Below are 335 nucleotides of genomic sequence, written 5' to 3' on the forward strand. Positions count from 1 at the left end.
TCGACGGCCGGCTCGTCGCGCGCGCCTGGCGCCGCCTCGGGCCCCGCTCCGACCTCTGGGACCTGCGCCGCTACGTGCTGCGCCGCGGTGCCCTCGTCACCGTCGTCGTCTGCGGGCTCACCCTGCTCGTGGGCTCGCTGCTCGGCGGCGCGGTGCGGGACGCCGACCGCGTGGTCGTCCCCGGCCCGGGCGAGGCCCCGCGCAACGAACTCCCCGGCTCCCCGCTCCCGCAGGAGCCCGGCGAGAGCCGGAAGGAGACCCCGTCCGCCTCCACCCCGCCCACCCGGGGCGCCACGTCCGGAACCGACGGCACCGGCCCCTCCGAGGACGCCACC

The 335-nt window shown here is 79.7% G+C and carries 1 pseudogene; it reads left to right on the top strand.

Annotated elements, in window-relative coordinates:
- Positions 1 to 335 (top strand): annotated as a pseudogene (locus AOK18_RS34235) (hypothetical protein); the annotation flags it as partial.

This window comes from Streptomyces prasinopilosus (genome assembly GCF_001419695.1).
Classification (GTDB): Bacteria; Actinomycetota; Actinomycetes; order Streptomycetales; family Streptomycetaceae; genus Streptomyces; species Streptomyces prasinopilosus.